The organism is Ensifer aridi (assembly GCF_002078505.1).
GTDB lineage: Bacteria > Pseudomonadota > Alphaproteobacteria > Rhizobiales > Rhizobiaceae > Sinorhizobium > Sinorhizobium aridi.
Map to the genome: position 1 here is coordinate 134,334 of NZ_LUAV01000021.1, position 15,995 is coordinate 150,328.

Sequence of the window (15,995 nt, forward strand, 5' to 3'; positions counted from 1 at the left end):
GCATCAGTTGCGGTCAGGACGTCTCCTAGATTGGAGCGCTTCATTCTTGCGATCCCATCGTGGGAGGGCCACGGTGCCGATCCCGAAGAGAACCCGCCAAGACCATCTTAACGCCGGGGAACGCGAAGCTCGAAAGCGCTTGACCACAACCGCCGAATAGAGAAGTGCTTGCACTAGGACTTGCTGCCTTTAGGCCATCTTAGCAAGGCGGCCCTCCTCGGAGGGGTACGTTCTTTCGGAAAGGCCAGAGGAATACCTCGAAAGGCATCCAGACGGGCAGGCAGACTTCTGAACCTACCGGCGCCACATTGACCGCCCATTGTGGGATACGGGCCCCGAACTGATTTGGATGATGCAGGTTTCGGATCTTGTCGCATTATCGAGGCAACTAGTGTTTGTTTCCGGAAAGTCCTGTCGACCATGGTATCTTAGCCTCTTTGCGTTTGTAGGACGGTCGGCAAAGACATTCAGGTCTCAAGAGCTCACCGGGCGTCAGCTTCACCCCACCGCTGTGTTCAGAGATCAGCCGGCGTTGGAACCGGAGCGCGTCTTAACGATCGAGGCAGAACAGGAGCCGTTAACCGGGCACGGCATGACGCGCCGCTGCTACACCTGTCTGAATGCCAGAACCGCGTTTGTGCCTCCCATGGCGAACGCGTTGCTTAACGCTACTCGAACCTCTCGTTCGCGTGGCACATTTGGCGTGACGTCGAGATCGCATTTTGGATCATGCTCATTGTAGTTTGCCGTGGGTGGGACAATCCCATCGCGGATAGCCATCACACAGGCAATCATTTCGAGCGCGCTTGCTGCACCGAGACAATGTCCATGCATGGATTTGGTGGACGAGACCGACATCGAGCGAGTATGATCCCCAAAAACCCGCTTGATCGCCGCCGTCTCAACCTCATCATTCGCTCTGGTGCCGGTGCCGTGTGCGTTGAGATAGTCGACATCATCGGCATTCAGCCCGGCGTCTTGAAGGCACTGACGAATCGCAGCCTCAGGCCCTTCGGCAATCGGTGCAACAATATGGAAGGCGTCCGCCGAAAGGCCAATGCCGGCGATCTCAGCCAGGATCGTTGCACCGCGCGCTTTAGCATGTTGATAGCTTTCCAGCACAGCCATGCCAGCACCCTCTCCAAGTACCACGCCCTTTCTGTCGGCAGAGAAGGGGCGGCAAGTGTCCGGTGCAAGAACGCGCAACGCTTCCCATGATTTTAGTACACCCCATACGAGCGGTGCATCGCTACCCCCGGCAATCATGACGTCGGCTCGGCCGAGCCTGATCAGGTCCACCGCCGAGGCGATTGCATTGTTGGCCGAGGCGCACGCGGCAGTGACGCCGAAAACTGGCCCGCGCAGGCCCAGATGGATGCTAACTTGGCCCGCAGCGGCACCAGGCATCACTCTTGGAACAGTGAGGATCCCGGTCCGCATGGCGCCGTCCAAAAGCAGGGCGCGGTAATTTTCCTCAACTGCCGCGGAGCCACAAATGCCGACGCCAACAGTTGCACCACAGCGATCGGCATTCCATTCGTCACAGGAAAGCCCCGCCTGCTCTACCGCCTCACGGGCAGCGAGCACAGCAAGTAGGCTGAAACGATCCATCGAGGCGAGTTGCTTTTTACAGATGTCGTGCTCCGGCAGTGCTTTGATCTCGGCACCGATAATGCCGTCTAGCTCATAAAGCTCGGCATTGGAGATCGGCCCGATGGCGGAAATGCCAGCACACATGCCTCGCCAAATGGAGGCCGCATTGCTGCCGAGGGCGCATAGCCCGCCGACCCCGGTTATGACGACGCGTTTATCCATTCAAGACACCTTTGCCATTAAGGTACGCAGGGATTCCACCAAATCGCCGACGGTATGAAGATTTGACCAGGCATCCGTTATGTTCATGTGGATCTCAACGTTATTGGCTTCCTCGAGGTCCCAGAGAAGATCCGCCAGGTCGAGTGAATCAAGGCCGAGCGAGGTTAGTTCCGTAGCGACTGTTATTTCTTCGCAATCCGCCGATGTAGCTGCCCCGGCGCGCTTCCTGATTGTAGCTATAACCTCTTCAACGAGTTGATCGGACACACCGGTTCCTTCCATTATACGTTTCGATCTCAAGGTCGTGTTAATACTGTTCGAACAGGAATGGACATGCTTTGATTTTGGTATAGAGAGCAAAATTCATTGAAAAGCACTTGTATGTTAAGTACGTTTTATATGCGCCATCGACTAAGATTTGGAAAATAGATTGTTTGGATAGATCGCATTCATGTGATCAATATACTGAACACTTGTTTGCTCGGAGATTTACCCTTGAAAAGGTAGTGCGGCGCGCTGCAGAAGCTACCGATCCAGTGCATGCGGCGAGCATCCAAACAAAAAGCCGAATCGGCACGCGTGAGTCTTGCTTGTAAGCTCGCCTCTCGGACCTGCCATCCCGCCATTGCTTCCGTCCCTTGCTTCCTGCGGCAGAGTGCTGGTAGCGCATCGATGCCGATGGTGCAAAGGGCCGGAAACCTCTTTGCCCGCGCTGGGTCTTGGGGCGCGCCAGGATCCGAGACAGCGCGAAAATTGCTCGAAATGTTGCCGGGTCACACTCTCCTGACCGCTATTCCTCAGAAACGTGCGTAACCGGCACCGCTGTCTGTTTGTAGAGTCAGCGACAACTGTAGTTCGACCTGGTTCCTGCTCCTCATTTAAACGGTTGATATTGCGCTTCATTCTTGCCTGAGCGCCTCTTTGCGTAATTGGCACGAGTTTTGAAACCTCTCGTCGCGACGCGTCACGGCCTCCCGACCGTGACCTAGTGATCGCGCCCTGAGAGGAGACTTATGCTTAACGAAGGTCGTCCTGCGAAGCCCGAATTTGTCGGAAGCCAGTTCATCGATGTAGTCGCGGCTATCGATAAGATTGCGGCATCATCCCCCGACAGGATTGCGATCCAGCATGGCTCGGAGGAGCTCACATATGGTGAGCTGCGGGTGCTGTCAGATACCATCGCAAACACCCTACGGGAGCGCTGCGCGGATGGCGCGGTCGTGGCCTATTGCGGCGAACGGAACTCTAATTGGGCAGCCACAGTAATCGCCATTCTGAAAAGCGGCTCAACATATTTGCCGCTCGATCCACCCTTGCCGGCCTCCCGACTTTCCTTCATGATTAAGCAAAGTGGATGCACTCTGATTATCGGGCAAAGACCGGAAGCGCTTGGTCTTTTTGAGAAGGACTGCGAAAGCGCCAGACAATTCATGACGGTGGAGACGGCGCTACTCGGTAGCCGTTTCTCCCCTGCAATGCCATCTTCGGCTGGACCCCGTCTCGCTTACATTCTGTTTACGCCCGGTTCGACGGGAACGCCCAAGGGCGTGATGGTTCGACGCGCAGGCCTAAACAACCATTTGATGGCCAAGATAGATGCGCTCGAACTTAGTGAGCAGGACTGTGTCGCACAGACTGCCTCTCATGGCTTTGACATCTCTCTATGGCAGCTTTTGGCAGGATTGTGTGTCGGCAGTTGTGTCGCGATCATAGATGATGCGACCCTGAGATCTCCCTTGGCCCTACTTAAAGCACTGCAGGCACATCGGGTCGCAATCGTCCAATTCGTTCCATCGGTGCTCGCCATATTCGTTGAACACCTGCAGACGCTCTCAGCCAAGGAGCGGCTCCTCGGTGGCTTACGCATGGTATCCACGGTCGGCGAACCGCTGACGCCTGCCTTGGCGCGCAGTTGGCTGACACTCTATCCTCAAGTCCCCATCCTCAATCACTACGGCCCGACAGAATGCGCGGACGGGGTGACGCACCATTTGATATCGGTCCCACCCAGCCCAGCTGACACCTATGTGCCCATCGGCAGGCCGATTTCCAATCTTGAGGTTTATGTCGCCAGTGGATTGCGCCTGTGCAAGACGGGAGAAGTCGGTGAGATCTATGTCAGCGGAGTCGGTGTCGCTGATGGATACATCAATGACAGCGATCGTACCAGAGATGCCTTTGTGCCAAACCCGTTCTCCGACCACCCATCCTATCGACACCTCTACAGGACCGGCGATCTCGGACGCATCAGGGCAGACGGCCTTCTGGAATGTCTAGGTAAACGAGATCGTCAGATCAAGCTCCGGGGGCACCGGATCGAACTTGGAGAGATCGAGTCTCACCTCGCGGACAACCAAATTCAGCTTCGGGGTTTCAGAATTGAGCTGGAGGAAATTGAAGCGGCGCTTGAATCTTACCCTGGCGTTGCGCGAGCCGCGGTTCTGGTAGAAGGCGCGGATGACGATCGGCGGCTCGTTTCCCTTCTGGCCCCAACTCACGAAAATCTGACTTCAGGAGACATTCTAACTCATCTGCGGCAGGCACTTCCGTCTTACATGCTGCCGTCGGATTTTCGGATGGTGGAACGTATGCCGCTCACACCCAGCGGGAAAATAGATCGGGCTCGTCTGTCTTCCATTTCATCCCGCCCGATCCGAAAAGCGAGATCGGCTGAACCGCGCACGGAAAGGGAGCAACTCCTCGCCGCGATTTGGCAAGAGCTGTTGGGCACCAGAGCTATCGGCATTGATGACAGCTTCTTTGACGTCGGCGGAAATTCGCTTCTGAGTGTACGGTGCGTCACACTGGCGCGTAACGCGGGAGTAAACTTGACGGTCGGTCAGTTGCACCGGACACCGACGATCCGGCAACTGGCAACGCACCAAGCGCCGGCTGCGACATGTGCGACCCTCAAGGGACCGCTGCCGGTAACCCCTGCAGTCACACATTGGAATCATATCGTCGGACTCGGCGAGCACTACAACATTGGCGATCTTTTCTTCATGCCCGCCGGCCTCTTGAATATTTCCATTCTTGAACGTGCCCTTGTGCATGTCATCGGGCGGGAGGAAGGACTGAGGCTCCGTATTAGCCAAACGGACAGGGGCCTATCTCAGGTAATCGGATCAATAGCAGATTGCCCCGTAGAGGAACTAGACCTTGTCGGAGTAGCCACATCAGAACAACTCACGGTTATTGAGCGCGCCTGTGCTGAGCGTCAGCACAGTTTTCGATTTGACGGTCGGACGCCTCTTGTCAAAGTCTCAGCCTTCCGGACATCAGAAAGCGGCGATTACTATTTGCTTGTTCTGCTGCATCACTTTGTAGCAGACGGGGTTGGATACAGACTGTTCCTGAATGCGCTCGATAAAGCTTATAGCTCGCTTGCTGCAGGGCAAATCGCTGCAGATCCAGGGACCACGCCCCTTTCTCAATGGCTCGCCCGATTGAATGATTATGCGCATGGCGAAGCGCCAGCCGAGCTCCAACATTGGGAGAGTCTGCGGTATGAGTTGTTTGATATCCGTGTAAGTGACGCCGGGTCACGTGCGGCGGGATTTTCGGCTGAAACTGCGAGGTGGCTCCACTATGAAGGCTTCGGTGGGCCAATTGATGAGAAATTCTGCAGGCCGCTGTGGAAGGATCAGGCCACATACCGTCTAAGGATCGATGAGGAGACGACGGCGCGCCTTCTCAAGATTGTGCCGACGTCCGCGCATTGCGAAGATTTTGATATATTACTCGCGGCTATCTCGGGGGCATTTGGCCGCGCTTTCGGAAATTACTCGCTCTGGATTGACAGTCTCACTTCGACCCGGGGAGGTCTATTCGACGACATCGATCCGTCGCAAACGATTGGCTACATCGGTGAACTGGTACCGCTGCCGTTATACGTTGCCGGAACGGAGTCTCGTCAAGACCGGGCTCGCTCTATATATCAGCAACGCAGCGCCCTGCCGCGCAAGGGCATAGGTTTCCGGGCTTTGAAGTTCTTGAATCGGCATCCCGATGTGCGGGAGCGGATCGATCGTCTGCCGTTACCCCGGATCGGAGTGAACTATCGAGCGAGACTCCAACGTCATTATCCGCGCCGCCTGCTATCCACAGATCCACACCCGCTGTGGATCGGCGAAGATATGAATCAGTCAGTTATGAACTATCTCTTTTGGTTTCGTGTCGGATACCAGTCGGGCAAACTACAAATTGAAGTGAGATACGATCCAAGACAAGTGGGCTACGAATCCACCCGCAGCCTCTGCACAACCTTGCGCGAAGAGCTGCAACTTTCTGTCGATGCGTTTGCAGAGGCCAACAGATGAGGCCGTTGGAGCTACATATCAAAGGCAAAGACGAACGCATGGCATCGCCGGCAGACCACATTAGTTTGTTGGACGGCAAGGTTTCCCGCCTCATCATGCGCCTTTCCATTCCGTCGATTATCGGTTTGTCGATCAATGGAATTCAGCAAGCGGTGAATGCAATCTTTGTCGGTACGCTTGGCCCCCAGGCCATCGCGGCCGTGAGCATTGCTTTGCCGTTGGTGGTGCTGCTGTCTGCGGTAGGGCAGGGGATCGGGGCCGGTACAGCATCATTCGTGTCCCGCAATCTTGGAGCTGGCAATTCATTGGAAGCAAGTCGTGGTGCGAGCTTGGCACTCGGTCTCGTAGTTCCGATCGGAACGACGCTTACTGTCACCATCCTTTTCGGCTTGCGCGACGCTCTCACTTTGCTCGGCGCCAGTCCAACGATAATGCCAGCCGCGCTCGAATATGCCTCGACGCTCCTGGTTGGTTATACTCTTATCCTGTTGAACATGGTCAGTGGGTTCATCGTACGGGCTGAGGGTAACACCCGGTTCAGCATGTGGACGATGATTACGGCTTTCACGTTGAACGCCCTGCTCGATCCGCTTCTGATTTTCACTCTGGATCTCGGAGTTTGCGGCGCGGCGCTGGCAACACTGTTGTCCCAGATCGTCGCCACCAGCATGTACATCGTATATTTCGCCAAGCAACGCGGGATTGTCCGTTTCCGAGCTTCCTACATCACTTTGAGGGGCGACCGATTAAAGCAGATAGCCGCCGTTGGAGCCCCAGCGACGATCACCGGTATTTTGACAGCGGCTTCATTTATGTTCTTGTACAGGGCTGCTGCCGCATTCGGCGACAATTCAATTGCCGCTGTGGGTATAGCCGCACGATTGCAAACGATCGGGACATTCCCGATCGTTGGCTTTTGCATCGGCTCACAGGCGGTCCTTGGTTTCAGTTGGGGAGCACAGGATTTTGCACGGGTGCAGAAGGCCGCGACGTTCATGCTTTCTACAGTCTGCGCCTTTTCAGTCAGCTTTTCTGCTGTAGTTGTGATTTTCGCCCGGCCAATCGTCAGCCTTTTCAGCGACAGCGAGGATGTGACTGAAATCGCTGTCTCCACCTGTATTATGTTCCATCTCTTTTTCGGGCTGTTTGGCGTCCAATACGTGGTAATAACTATGCTTCAGTCGTTCGGGAGAGCACGCCTGAGTGCCGTCGTTTCCTTCGCAAGGCAAGGATATCTCTTCGTACCAGCCATACTACTATTTCCTCGTATTTGGGGATTCACGGGATTATTGATCAGCCAGGCAGCTGCTGAGCTACTGGCAGGACTGCTTGCCATCTTTGTAGCGGTCAAGCAGTTCAACAACCTCAAAGGAATGCTCCTGCACCGCTAAATCCGAGGTCACGCACCCTTGGCTGCTACTTCATGTTTCCTTTAATCGTATCCACTTTAAGGGCAAAAACATGCAGCAATTCAAAGTGCTACAGCGACCTTTTCGCGTCTGATAAGACGAGCGGCGCTGTAGTGCTTAAGCCGCTTGAAAAACAGCGTCCGGCGACCGTAGTCAGCCGTAAGCGCAACTTTCCATGCGGTACTCAATTGTGCTCGAGCGAAAGGAAATCTCAAGTGATAGAGACGCTGCTTCCATCCAATATAGCCGTGCAAACCTCTCGGGCAAGTAGAGGCCCAGAAGTGATGCCCGAAGAAGAGAGTGCCGTGGCTGGGGCGATCGAAAGCAGGAGGCGTGAATTCTCCGTCGGACGAGCCTGTGCCAGATCGGCATTAGCCAAGCTTGGCTTTCCTCCGTGCGCCATCCCAAGTGGACCTGACCGGGCTCCAGTTTGGCCAGCCGGCGTAGTCGGCAGCATAACACATTGTGCTGGATTCTGTGCCGCCGCTGTGGCCCTGCAGGAGGACTACGTTGCGCTCGGAATCGATGCAGAAGTCGATGAGGAGCTGCCGTCGGGCGTGTTGGAGCTCATTTCGGTTGACGAGGAGCGAGAGTGGCTGGCCAACGCACCAAGGCGCCTCAATTGGGGCCGATTGCTCTTCAGTGCCAAGGAGAGCATCTTCAAGGCGTGGTTTCCGCTCACACGTGAATGGCTGGAATTCGAGGACGCGGTGATCACTTTCATTCCGGACGGGACGTTTGTTGCTCGGCTTCCGAACACGCTCATGCCGACCCGCAATTGTGCTTGGGAACTCCGCGGCCGCTTCAGCATTGCAAATGGACTAGTACTAACTGCAGTATTCATCGCGGGGTAGCGTTAGCCCCGGCTCAAAGCCTCGCGTTCTCCAGTTACGCGCGATCGGCGCCTGATGGAGCGCTCAATGGTGAGCCGTGATCGACTCAGGGAGTGGTGCTCACCAATATCCGTAGGTTAGCGCCCCGGCGCTCCGACTGCGAAAGTATTTTGCAAACAACAGCCGGTAGTGTGTTGAAGATTCTGCAAATTCCCTGAGAGGGGCGACACCATGGCAGGCTGGTGGTGTTGAACGTCACCCGCTCCCCTCACGAGCAACCCCGGATGCTCCAGCCCGCTATTATCGCTCGCTTGATTTCTCAATGTAGTCCACGGCTGGTCTCCATCCGTTGGCGAGGCAGGAGAGGGGCTGAAAGATCGATAGTCGCAAAAGCGTGAGTCCCAGCTTTAAGATGCGGAACGGGCACTCACAACAGGTTGTGCACTTGACTCCGCTGAGGAGCAGCAAGGGGATAGCGGTGCGGCAGGCCCCTGCGCACATAATCCGAATGTAACTCCAAGGCGCGTGTCCAGGCCCCCCGCGGGCTTTTCCTGATTCACCTTGGAGCAGCAGAAGGAGACCGCGGCGAGCTGGTTGGAGGTGACGGTCCACCAACCTGCGGGCAAGCCTTAGTGCTGTTTCTGATGAGCGGATCGAGCGCATTGTCATCATTACAAACGTTTCCTAGCCGACGTCGGCGGCACTCCCATTTCCTTGAGCAACCGGCCGGCGCCGTCGATCTTGTCCATGGTCCAGAGCATGAAACGACTGTCGACGTGGATGCTGCGATTGCGATCTCCGGGAAAGGCCCAGTCCCCAATCACGCCCTCTAGCGTGCCGTCGAAGGCGAGACCAACGAGCTCGCCGCGCCCATTCAACGTCGCCGAGCCGCTATTGCCACTGGTAATGTCGACCGTGGACAGGAAGTCGACCGGTAACGTGCCCAGCGCTGGCGCGACATAGGGGCCATAGTCCTTAGCGCGAATCGCGGCAATGGCGGCTTCGGGCGCGTCGAACTCACCCTTTCCGGTATGCTTGGCCAGCAGTCCCTCAGCCGTGGTGAAGGGCGTCCAGATCTGCCCGTCTTGCGTTCGCCTCGCCACCTTGCCCCAGGTGAGGCGCAGCGATCCATTCGCGTCGGGATACACGGGCCGGCCGATCGCCTTCCTATAGGCAAGCAGAGCCTGCATATAAGTCGCGCGCGCCGCCTGCGTGCGGCCGGCGAGATCCTTGTTCGTGCGCTCCGCGGCTATCTCGCCGGGATAAAGTGCAACCGCCAGCTTGATGAAAGGATCGTCCGATGCCTCGAAAGCAGCAGCCGGTTTATCGAGCCAGCCGAGCCGCGTAGCCGTGTCGGCGAGTTTGGTTTCTGCATAGAGTCGATCAAGGCCGATTTGGCCCAGAGCGGTCTCGAACGCAGTGTCGCGGTCCTTCGCGTCCAGCCGGTGATATTCCTCGAGTGCGGCCTCGAACAGCTTGCGATCGATGTCGGGCAGATACTCGCGTTCGACCTGCGTCAGTCGATCGATGGTCTCGCTGCGGTCACGATCCTGAAAGCCGCTTTCGCGGTTGGCATCTGGTTTCTCGTGCTCCTTCGCCCAGCGATAGAGCGTGCGTGCGGATGAGAGGATCCGCGCTTGGCCGAGCAGCGCCGCCCCCAGCCCCTGGAGCGAGGCCCGGCTGCTCTCCTCCACTATGGCATCCAGCTCGAGGATCGCCGCGCCATAGCGCGCCTGCAGCGCGGGATCGGCAGCGACCCAGTTGCGATAAGCTGTCTCCTCGGTGGCCTTGCGAGCGTTGAGCCCAACCGCATCAGCGCCGGCGAGATCGCCCGCCAGCTTCTTCGCGTAGTTTTCCACGCCTTGCAGGATGGAGGCGTAGCGGATCTGCGCAGTGCGGTTGCCTACCGTGGCCTGCTTTATCTGGGCGGCATAATTCGAGAGCCAACGCTGCCATAGCGGTTCGTACTTCGCAAAGTTGAACCGGACTTCCCCGGCGGTGCGAAACCGATCGGTAGTACCGGGAAAGCCAGCGACCATCACAAAATCGCCCTCTTTCAGGCCTTCGCGAGCGATGCGCAGCCAGTTCTTCGGCCGGTAAGGCACATTGTCAGGCGCATAAGGCCGGGAGGAACCATCAGGAGCGACATAGGCGCGATAAAAGCCGAAGTCGCCTGTGTGGCGTGGCCACATCCAATTATCCTTTTCGCCGCCGAATTCACCGATGCCACGTGCGGGCGAATAGACGAGGCGCACGTCCTGAATTTCGAGCTTCTGCTGAAGGTAGTAGGAGGCGCCACCATAATAGGCCCGCACGTCGCAGCGGCGGTTGGGCTGTCCTTCACACGCGGCGATCAGGGCCTTGCGGTTCGCGTCGAGCTGCTCATGGCGGGCAAAACCGGTCAGGTCGGCCGAGATTCCCTTGAGCATGTCGGCGGTCACTTCCCGTTGATCTTCGATAGCATAGATGCGGCTGCCGCGAGCCGCAGGCAATTCTTCACTCAGGCTTCTCGCCAGAAAGCCGTTTGTGAGATGGTCCTCGCCCTCCTTGCTGATGTTCTGGAGGGATCCCACTACGCAGTGGTGATTGGTCGCGACCAGCCCTTCGGGACTGACGAAGGAGGCGGAGCATCCGCCGAGTGAGACGATCGCGTTGAGCGGGGCAGCGTCGAGACGGCTCAGTTGGGCGGGATCGATCTGGAGCCCATCCGCGCGCATGGCCGCGCCGATTTCTGCAGTCTGGTCGGGCATCCACATACCTTCGTGCGCCGACGCCGCGCTGGCGGTCCAGAGCAAGGCGATGGTACTTGCTTGGGCCAAACATTTCATATTCGAGTTCATGTTGATGTACCTCCCGTCTTGGTGGCTGATTTATCTCGTGGGCTATATCGATGACCAGCGCGAGACGCTGTTCACCCGTCGAGCTGATCGCAGGAGAGCGACGCAATATGCTCGGGTTCTCCTGCCAAATTTGTGTACCTTGAACATCGCCGCCGGACCTGGGGTGGCCCTGCTCGATCGTCTTCGCGGCTGCCACTCCGTGACGGCACAAGGACCATTAACGCGTGCATCTGCATTGCGCTCACCTCTCCTTGTATGGGATTGCATACCGCGACGGTTGCCAACCGTCCGATGCAGTAATCGTGCCAAAGGAAAACAGTTTCAAATACAACGTGGGGAGACCGCTCCATGTATGTCCCGTCTCCGACATTCGTAGCGGAACCGACATATTGACGCGGCCCTCGCATCGCCAACTGGACCGCAGGTAGACGGGCATAGGGAGTGCGGAAGTTGTGGAAATGCACCAGTCACGTGGCAACAAGGCAAACAATTGCGTGACAGGGCTGGCTCTGCGGTGAATGCTCTTCTTCTTTGAGGAAGGGGAATGCATGACCACCACCAATGAAATTGCCGACAAGATCGCCGCTGATCATCAACTCACCAAGGCCCAAGGGAAGGCGATCGTCGAAGCAGTCTTCGGCGCGATCACTGCCGCGGCAACTGCTGGCTCCGAAACGTCGATCCCCGGCTTTGGCAAGTTCAAGGTAAAGGACACACCGGAGCGGGAAGCGCGTAATCCGGCAACCGGTGCCACCATCAAGGTTGCTGCTGCGAAGAAGGTGACCTTCACGCCGGCAAAAGCTCTCAAGGACGCCTTGAACAAATAGCGTCTGCCGCCGTTGGGGGGCACGCTGAGATCAAAGTGACTCGAAATTCGGTAGCGTACTCCTGCATGTTTCCTTACGTACCCGATTTAAGGATAAATACATGCAGCAATTCAAAGTGCTGCAGCGTCCTTTGCGCGTCTGATTGGGCGCAGGGCGCTGTAGCTCACGGCGCGGCGGAACTATCTGGATGCGCCCGGACCAGGAAAATTTCGCTACGCGCCCGTCACGTCGTCAGGCGCGTAGATGCCGATCAGTCGGCGCCACGAAGCCGCATCTGCCAATAAAGCAAGGCCGCAGCCGCGGAGCACCTCTGCTGCGGAAATCCACCCGCGTTCCGGCCAGGTTTTAAGTCCAGCATACGCAGGGAAGGTCAGCGCCATGGGAGCGCGCACGTAAATCGCTACTTTTCCCGAGTTCGACCCTCCAAATCGGCATTTCGAAGTGCGCCCTTGAAAGGCGCACGTCGAACCGATGCGTGCGCATCATCACGTGTCGCGGATATGCTGGCGCAGAGTGCGTAGATGGCGGCGGGCTCTACGGGTTACGCGCGTTGTTAGAGCTTCGCCAATGTCGGACCCGTAATGGTCCCGTGAGCGCCATTCCATTGTTCTGCAAAGCTTTCCATATGGCAAAACTGCCCCTCCCGTAGACACGCTCAACGCCTCTCGCCTGGCATGCGGTGGTCGCCAGAAGACCGCGGGCGCCGATGAAACTAGCCGTTCCACAGCGAGAGACTGGGCGAGAACCCGGACCGTCTTTGGTGGACGGCAGAGCTCGCGCACCAACGCCAATCGGATGGACAGTCAGAACGGGGTGCGTCGGTCCATACATTGGAAGCTGTGAAGTAAAGCGCGCCGATGAAGCCGATATTTGAATAGCTCCCATAAAATCAATCGATTAGGCCAACGGGCCGATGTGGGGTAACGGTAAAGGGAGATGATGTTGAGGCGTTAAACCATGATTAGCTGCCGTGCTAATCCATGGTGGCCCAAGTTACAACTGCCTCCTCGGCAGCGATGGTGACGATGTTCTCATCGCGCCCACTGGCAACGGCTGGATGGACTATTGATAACGCGTGAGCACGAGATCGCTGAAGAGGACCAAAAATGATCGATTTGTCGCGTCCGGAAAGCTCGAATAGCCATGAGGGCTGCGGCCAAGACCTGGGAGACCCCAGCACTACATCAACCCTATCAGTTATCTTTGTCGGTGGTGGCACGCTTAGTATTAGATGTGCACAGATCGCAAAGGAAATGGGCTGTTCCGTACCCGCCGTTCTACCTACAGATGATGTGTTCCGTACCTGGGCTACTCATTTAGGCATCCATTGCTTCGATAACGTCGACCAGACCTATGAATTTCTATGCGATGTGAATGTCGATTTGATATTTTCCGTCGTTAATCCCGTTATCTTGCCAGCTCATTTATTGGAGCAAGCACGTGTAGGTGCGTTCAATTATCACGACAGCCCACTGCCGCGTTACGCAGGGACCCACGCGACAAGCTGGGCAATTCTGGCGCAAGAGAGCCAATACGCCATTTCGTGGCATCACATGGATCCTGGTGTTGACACGGGCAACGTAGTTGTGCAGTGCCCGGTGCCCATTGAATCAACCGATACGGCATTGACCCTCAACCTTAAATGCTATGATGCCGCGATAGAAGGGTTTCGCGCTCTTTTAGCGAAAATAGCGCGGGCCGATCTCCAGGGCCGCCCGCAGCAGCTGGCAAACAGGACCTATTTTCCGAGGAAGCAACGGCCTATTGCCGCTGGTTGTCTGAGATGGAACCAGTCCGCGCAGGAATTATCAGCGATTGCTCGTGGTTTGGACTTCGGCCCTTATCATCCGAATCCGTTGTGCTTGCCTAAGGTTGTCGTCGGAGAAGATGCTATCCCGGTTCGGCGCTTGGAGGTATCCACTCGGTCTTCTGATTATCAGGCAGGCTCCCTGCTCGAAATACATCCAGACCACTGGCGTGTCGCGACGGAAACAGAAGACGTCGATCTTTGGTTTGGTGCTCCCAATGGCCCGTTCGTCGATGCGATAGCACTCGCAGAACGCTCTTGTCTGAATGTAGGTGACCGTCTCGCGATTTTGAGCGATGACCACGCATTGTCCATAACTACTATCTGTGAAGCGTTGGCTCCACGGGAGAGATTTTGGCTGCGGCGACTTGAGACATTCAAACCATCGCAGCTACCTTATGTTTCGTCTCTTCTGGGCGAACAACCGCCCAAATGGCACACGAGCTCCTGGCGCAATATAGATGCCTTGGCAGAACTCTCACCGACGGAACGCGTGGAATGCTTGTTGAGTGCTTGGTTGATTTATTTGGCCCGCACGGCAGGTGAAGCAGAGCTTCAGCTAGGTTGGCGTCCAGCACTCGATGAAACGCAGATTGATGGGCGTCTGGCGCAGAAGCTTATAGCGTCTATCGTGCCGATGGAAATTACCATCGACGTCAATCACGGTTTTTCTGAGCTACGCGCGACGGTCGCGGCTGAATGTGTTCTGTTGCGTAGACACACTAGCTTTGCCCGCGATCTCATAGCACGTAGCCCGGCACTGTCGGGCGACAAAGGGCTGCAATTGCGTCAACCGTGGCCAATTGGCGTTATGATGACAACGATGAGCCACGGCCCTTCAGTTGACGAACTTGGGTCCAATCCCGAGTCGGAAATGATCCTGCCAGGCAGCTTACTGACGCTTCAAATCAACGCGGTCGACGGGAGCTTTAGGTGGCACATTGATGAAAATCGCTGGGCGCCCGAGAAAATCGGCAATGTTACGCAGCATCTAGAGAATTTTCTAAGCGTCGCTACACTCAATCCACAGCAACCGGTCGGCCGGATCGAGCTGCTGTCAGCTGAGGAGCGGGGCTATCTTCTTGAAGATCTGAACCGGACGGAAGTGGACTATCCGTCGGAGCTTTGCGTCCATGAACTGTTCGAGGCGCAGGTGCGCCGGGCGCCCGACACCGTGGCGGTGGTCTTCGAAGCGCAGTCGATCTCCTATGGCGAACTGAATGCTCAGGCCAACCGGCTGGCCCATCATCTGATCGACCTTGGGGTCAAGCCGGACCAGCCGGTGGCCATCTGCCTGGAGCGCAGCCCGGCGATGGTGGTGGGGCTGCTGGCGATCCTCAAGGCGGGCGGCGCCTATCTGCCGCTCGATCCGGCCTATCCGTCTCAGCGGCTACGGCAGGTGCTCGACGATGCCGCCCCGCGGCTCATGCTTTGCGATGCCGCCGGCCGCGAAGCGCTGGGCGCCGAGGCACTCGCCGATCGCAGCGTGATCGACTTCTCGGACGGCGAGCTTTCCTGGGCCGACCAGCCCGCTGACGATCCCGACCCGCACGCCCTCGGCCTGACAGCGCGCCATCTCGCCTATGTCATCTACACATCAGGCTCTAGCGGAACGCCAAAAGGCGTCATGGTCGAGCATCAACAGTTGTCGAACTATTTGCAGTGGTCAAATCGAAGCTTTTACCAGAGAACTTCGAATGGCTCGCCTGTAACGCATTCGATGAGTTTTGATGGCATCGTTACGACCCTATTCGGGCCGCTGCTGGCGGGAACGAAACTTCATCTTCTAGATCCGGCTGTCCAAATTAACTCTCTTGCTGAATCGGCGGATGGACAAACCTTCGATTTGGTCAAGGTTACTCCCTCGCATCTGAGCATGCTTAACAAAACGATGCATGATGGGAAGGAAGAAGCTCCAACAAAAGCACTTATGGTTGGCGGCGAAGCCCTAGTTCCAGCCGACATGCGATTTTGGCAGCGGCGTTTTCCAAATGTGCGCCTGATTAACCATTTTGGTCCGACAGAGGCCACCGTTGGATGTGCCTCATTCGAAATAACGGGCGATCTCGAAGGCCTCACGTCAATCCCGATCGGGCGTCCGATATCGAACACGCGGCTCTATGTGCTTGACGACCATGGTCAGCC

Annotated in this window: 8 protein-coding genes and 1 pseudogene; 6 read left to right on the forward strand and 3 right to left on the reverse strand. The window is 56.8% G+C overall.

What is annotated here, in order from left to right; translation table 11 throughout:
• Positions 1-606: 606 nt before the first annotated feature.
• The gene (locus AYK65_RS19000; protein WP_081159526.1) at positions 607-1,815 is read right to left on the reverse strand and encodes a beta-ketoacyl-[acyl-carrier-protein] synthase family protein; all 1,209 of its coding nucleotides are present in this window, start codon (positions 1,813-1,815) and stop codon (positions 607-609) included.
• Entirely contained in the window at positions 1,816-2,097 is a 282-nt protein-coding gene (locus AYK65_RS19005) for a phosphopantetheine-binding protein (RefSeq protein WP_420810258.1), read from the reverse strand.
• Between the two features lie 731 nt (positions 2,098-2,828).
• Between AYK65_RS19005 and AYK65_RS19010 the strand changes: the two genes are divergently transcribed.
• From AYK65_RS19010 to AYK65_RS33085, 4 genes and pseudogenes are all read left to right on the forward strand, one after another.
• Complete coding sequence (locus tag AYK65_RS19010) at positions 2,829-6,134, forward strand: non-ribosomal peptide synthetase (protein WP_081159527.1); 3,306 nt, start codon at positions 2,829-2,831, stop codon at positions 6,132-6,134.
• Positions 6,131-7,525 carry an MATE family efflux transporter gene (locus AYK65_RS19015; protein WP_172402022.1) on the forward strand — a complete coding sequence of 465 codons (1,395 nt, stop codon included), beginning with the start codon at positions 6,131-6,133 and terminating at the stop codon, positions 7,523-7,525. The genes AYK65_RS19010 and AYK65_RS19015 overlap by 4 nt, the downstream gene beginning before the upstream one ends.
• Positions 7,526-7,827: 302 nt before the next feature.
• Positions 7,828-8,025, forward strand: a pseudogene (locus AYK65_RS33080) (4'-phosphopantetheinyl transferase family protein); the annotation flags it as partial.
• A gap of 6 nt (positions 8,026-8,031) precedes the next feature.
• Positions 8,032-8,397, forward strand: a complete 366-nt coding sequence (locus tag AYK65_RS33085; RefSeq protein WP_244560023.1) for a 4'-phosphopantetheinyl transferase family protein — start codon at positions 8,032-8,034, stop codon at positions 8,395-8,397.
• 650 nt (positions 8,398-9,047) lie between these two features.
• Here AYK65_RS33085 and AYK65_RS19025 read toward each other — a convergent pair.
• Positions 9,048-11,216, reverse strand: a complete 2,169-nt coding sequence (locus tag AYK65_RS19025; RefSeq protein ID WP_081159532.1) for a S46 family peptidase — start codon at positions 11,214-11,216, stop codon at positions 9,048-9,050.
• A gap of 548 nt (positions 11,217-11,764) precedes the next feature.
• Between AYK65_RS19025 and AYK65_RS19030 the strand changes: the two genes are divergently transcribed.
• On the forward strand, positions 11,765-12,043 hold the full coding sequence (locus AYK65_RS19030) for an HU family DNA-binding protein (RefSeq protein ID WP_081159561.1): 279 nt from the start codon (positions 11,765-11,767) through the stop codon (positions 12,041-12,043).
• A 1,106-nt stretch (positions 12,044-13,149) separates the two neighbouring features.
• Positions 13,150-15,995, forward strand: a 2,846-nt coding sequence (locus tag AYK65_RS31865; protein WP_139793240.1) for an AMP-binding protein, incomplete at its 3' end; no start/stop codon positions are given.